Origin of the sequence: Amnimonas aquatica, assembly GCF_002943415.1 — a bacterium.
GTDB classification, from domain to species: domain Bacteria; phylum Pseudomonadota; class Gammaproteobacteria; order Pseudomonadales; family Moraxellaceae; genus Perlucidibaca; species Perlucidibaca aquatica_A.
In genome coordinates this window covers 1-3,808 of sequence record NZ_PTQZ01000180.1, presented here as the reverse complement: position 1 = coordinate 3,808, position 3,808 = coordinate 1, and the positions used below count along the sequence as shown (strand labels likewise).

Genomic DNA, 3,808 nt, shown 5'->3' with positions numbered 1-3,808 from the left:
TCCAGCGGCAGGGTCAGACGGGCACGAAGCGACTGCGACACTGACGGCACCGGCAGCGCCAGCTGCAGCAGCGTGGACTGGCCGGCCGGCCACGCCGGCGCACCCTCGAGCACGCGCAGGCCCGCCGCCAGCAACAACGCGCGATGACGCGTCACCGCCGGCCCCGGCCAGGGCGCGTCGAGCGGATGCGGCGGATGCAGGATGCGCACCGCCTGCTGCCCGGCGGCATCCGGCACGCGGGCCAGCAGGCCGATGCGCAGACCGCCGGACGGACGCGGACGCAGCATGGGCCCGTCCTGCCGCAGCCAGGCGGAAAGCCTGTCGATCAGTGCCTGAGGGCTGGTTTCGCTGTCAGCCGGGCCGGTGTCCAGCGCCCACCACAGCGCCGGCGACTCGGGCGCCGACAGCGGCAGCCAGGGTTCGGCCCCGGCCTGGACCAGGGATGGCACCAGCCCAGCCAGCAGCACGCCCGCGATGCAACGACTCCACCACGCCATGACGCCCTCCCCGGCCACCGCGCACCCTTGCGAGATGCGTCGTGCCGGGAAAGCTAGTCACGCGCGCAGCGGAATGCGAATCCGGCGTCAGTTGCCGATGCGCCAGCCGTTGACGATGGGGTAGCGGCGGTCCTTGCCGAAGCCGCGCCGGGTGATGCGCGGGCCGATGGCGGCCTGGCGGCGCTTGTACTCGTTGAGGTCGACCAGGCGCAGCACGCGCTGCACGGTCGCGGCGTCGAAACCGGCTGCGATGATGGTGCTGGCGCTCTCGTCATCCTCGATGTAGCGGCGCAGGATCTCGTCCAGCACCGGATACGGCGGCAGCGAGTCCTCGTCCTTCTGGTCCGGCGCCAGCTCGGCGGAGGGCGGACGGTCGATCACGCGCTGCGGGATCGGCGGGCTGTCCGGCGACTGCGCGTTGCGCCACTCGCAAAGGCGGAACACCAGCGTCTTGGGCACATCCTTGAGCACGTCGAAGCCGCCGGCCATGTCGCCGTAGAGCGTGGCGTAGCCGACCGACATCTCGGACTTGTTGCCGGTGGTCAGCACCAGGTAGCCGAGCTTGTTGGAGATGGCCATGAGCAGCACGCCGCGCGAGCGCGCCTGCAGGTTCTCCTCGGTCTTGTCCTTGCCGAGGCCGGCGAAGGTCTCCGCCAGCGTCTCGCTGAAGGCCTCGACCATGGGCGCGATGCTCAGCACCGAGTAATGCACGCCCAGCGTGCGCGCCTCGGCCTCGGCATCCTCCAGGCTGATCTCGGCGGTGTAGCGGTAGGGCATCATGACCGCGCGCACGCGCTCCGGCCCGAGGGCGTCGACGGCGACCGCCAGCGTGAGGGCGGAGTCGATGCCGCCGGACAGGCCCAGCACCACGCCCTTGAAGCCGCTCTTGTTGACGTAGTCGCGCACCGCCAGCACCAGCGCGCGGTAGACCGACTCCTCCAGCCCCGGCAGCACCGCCTGCCCGGCGGGCAGGAAGCGCTTCGCGGCGGCATCGAAGACCAGCGGGAACAGCCCCTCCTCCATGACCGGCGCCTGCAGCGCCACGCCGCCATCGGCCTGCATGGCGAAGGAGCCGCCGTCGAAGATCAGCTCGTCCTGGCCACCGACCAGGTTGCAGTAGACCACCGGCAGGCCGGTCTCGGCGCAGCGCGCGGACACCACCTGGTGCCGCTCGACCGGCTTGCCGGCATGGAACGGCGAGGCGTTGAGGTTGAGCAGCAGCTCGGCGCCGGCGGCACGCGCGGCGCGGGCCGGAGCGCGGTGCCAGATGTCTTCGCAGATGGTCAGGCCGATGCGCACGCCCTGCTGCTCGAACACCGACGGCCGCTCGCCGGGCACGAAATAGCGGCGCTCGTCGAAGACCTGGCTGTTGGGCAGCTCGTGCTTGGCGTAGCGCACCAGCACTTCGCCGTCGCGCATGGCCCAGGCGGCGTTGAGCAGGCCGCCGTCGCGCGCGCGCTCGGGCAGGCCGAACACCAGGGTGATGCCACGAACTTCGCGCAGCCGCGCCAGCGCCTCGTCGACACGCAGGTCCAAGCTGGGTCGCAGCAGCAGATCCTCGGGCGGATAGCCGGTCAGGCTCAGCTCCGGAAACAGCACGAGGTCGGCGGCCATGTCGTCGCGCGCGGTCGCGGCGGCCTGCGCCAGGCGCTCGGCATTGCCGGGAATATCGCCCACCAGCAGGTCGATCTGGGCGAGGACGATACGAAGAGGGGCAGCGGGCATGTTTTTCAGCTTGCAGTCGGCTCGGAGTCGCCTAGGATAGTCGAGGACACGGCTCAGCAGAAGGAACCCCCAACCATGATGGTCGTCATCATTCGCCTGCTCATCCTGGCTGCCATTGCCTGGTTCGGCTACCGCCTGGTGCGCAAGCTGCTGGCCCTGCCGCCGGGCGGCCGCCAGGACGACGCCGCCACCGGTGGCGAGGCCCAGCAGAAGACGCCTGAAGTCATGCAGCGCTGCGCGCAGTGCGGCGTGCACGTGCCGCTGGGCGAAAGCACGCAGTCGCGCGGACGCGTGTTCTGCTCCGAAGCCCACCGCGACAACTGGTTCCGCGACAACCCGCAGCCCTGACCCGACCGGCCGCCACACCACGCTGACGGCCGGCAGCCCCGGCCTGTGTCTCCCCGCGCTCAGCCGGCCGGCAGGTAAGGCGCCGGATCGACTTCCGGCGCCCGCCCCAGCAGCAGATCGGCAAGCAGGCGCGCGGACGCCGGCGCCAGCACCAGCCCGTTGCGGAACTGGCCGGCATTGACCCAGACACCAGCCTGCCCCGGCACCGGGCCGATGAACGGGATGCCGTTCGGCGACCACGGCCTCAGCCCGGCCCACTGCCGCAGCAGCGGCGCGCCGGCGAGCGCCGGCCACAGCCGCGCGGCTGCCGCCGACAGCTTGTCGCGCGCGACATCGGTGGTCGACTTGTCGAAGCCTGCGTCTTCCATGGTGGAGCCGCACAGCACATGGCCATCGCGACGCTGGATGATGTAGTGCCCGTCACGCAGGATCATGGCCGGCACGCTGCCTGGCGGCAGATGGTAGAGCTGCATCTGGCCGCGTATCGGGCGTACCGGAAGCGCGGCGCCGGGCAGCAGCTTCGCCGTCCAGNCCGCCAGCCCGGGCCAGCGGGCATGCAGGTCGGCGCCTGCGAAGACTTCTGCCGGCCGCTGGTGCGCGGCCGCCCAGGCCCGGGCATCACGGGCATCCGGCGTATTGATGAACAGCAGGCCGGACGGCTGCAACTCGGCATCCAGGCCGGTTTCATCCAGCAGGGCCGCCACCAGGGCCGGATAGGCCTGCTGGGCCCGGGTGGCGAGCGCGGTGACCGCGGGCGGATAGCGCCAGGGGTAGAGCGGGGACACGATGCCGCCACCGGCCCACGAGGCTTCGCGGCCGATCGCGCCGCGCTCCAGCAGGACGACCTCGACGCCCGCCCGCGCCAGCTCCCGCGTCGTCAGCAGGCCGTTGATGCCGCCCCCAATCACCACCGCACGCATGTATCCCCCTGTCGCCCGCGCATCGCCGGGTCGTCACGTCCAGCCGCACAGCGCCCGCGCGGCCTGCAGCGAGGCGTTGCCCACCCGCGCCGGCTGCACCAGGCGGACGCGTCCCGACTTCGCGATGACCAGCTGGCGCAGCGCGGCATCGTGCGCTCCGGGCGGGCACAGGGTCAAGGTGCCATTCGACGCCGGCGCGTCACCGGCCTCCGACCAGCGCAGCCAGGGCTCGCCGCGAAAGCCGCGCCATATCACCCGCCAGCCCGGCGGCAGGGCGGGCGTGAAGCTCGCCAGCGGCTCGCCGGCCTGGCGGCGGCC

5 protein-coding genes are annotated in these 3,808 nt (G+C 72.1%); 1 reads left to right on the top strand and 4 read right to left on the bottom strand.

Features of this window, described 5'->3' with window-relative positions:
* The coding region (locus C5O18_RS07410) for a hypothetical protein (protein ID WP_206389784.1) at window positions 1–497 on the bottom strand (497 nt) is incomplete at its 3' end.
* A gap of 87 nt (window positions 498–584) precedes the next feature.
* Complete coding sequence (locus C5O18_RS07405) at window positions 585–2,222, bottom strand: NAD+ synthase (RefSeq protein WP_105192813.1); 1,638 nt, start codon at window positions 2,220–2,222, stop codon at window positions 585–587.
* 75 nt (window positions 2,223–2,297) lie between these two features.
* Between C5O18_RS07405 and C5O18_RS07400 the strand changes: the two genes are divergently transcribed.
* Window positions 2,298–2,570 carry a PP0621 family protein gene (locus tag C5O18_RS07400; RefSeq protein ID WP_105192811.1) on the top strand — a complete coding sequence of 91 codons (273 nt, stop codon included), beginning with the start codon at window positions 2,298–2,300 and terminating at the stop codon, window positions 2,568–2,570.
* Between the two features lie 59 nt (window positions 2,571–2,629).
* Here C5O18_RS07400 and C5O18_RS07395 read toward each other — a convergent pair whose 3' ends face one another.
* Together C5O18_RS07395 and C5O18_RS10470 are read right to left on the bottom strand one after the other, a co-directional pair.
* Window positions 2,630–3,490, bottom strand: coding sequence for an NAD(P)/FAD-dependent oxidoreductase (locus tag C5O18_RS07395; RefSeq protein WP_105192809.1), 861 nt, complete (start codon window positions 3,488–3,490; stop codon window positions 2,630–2,632).
* Between the two features lie 33 nt (window positions 3,491–3,523).
* Window positions 3,524–3,808: hypothetical protein (locus C5O18_RS10470; protein WP_241146774.1), on the bottom strand; the 285-nt coding region annotated here is incomplete at its 5' end.

Excerpts from the sequence above, each read along its gene's own strand:
- C5O18_RS07405 (WP_105192813.1), bottom strand. The coding sequence starts at position 2,222 with ATGCCCGCTGCCCCTCTTCGTATCGTCCTCGCCCAGATCGACCTGCTG.
- C5O18_RS07400 (WP_105192811.1), top strand. The coding sequence starts at position 2,298 with ATGATGGTCGTCATCATTCGCCTGCTCATCCTGGCTGCCATTGCCTGG.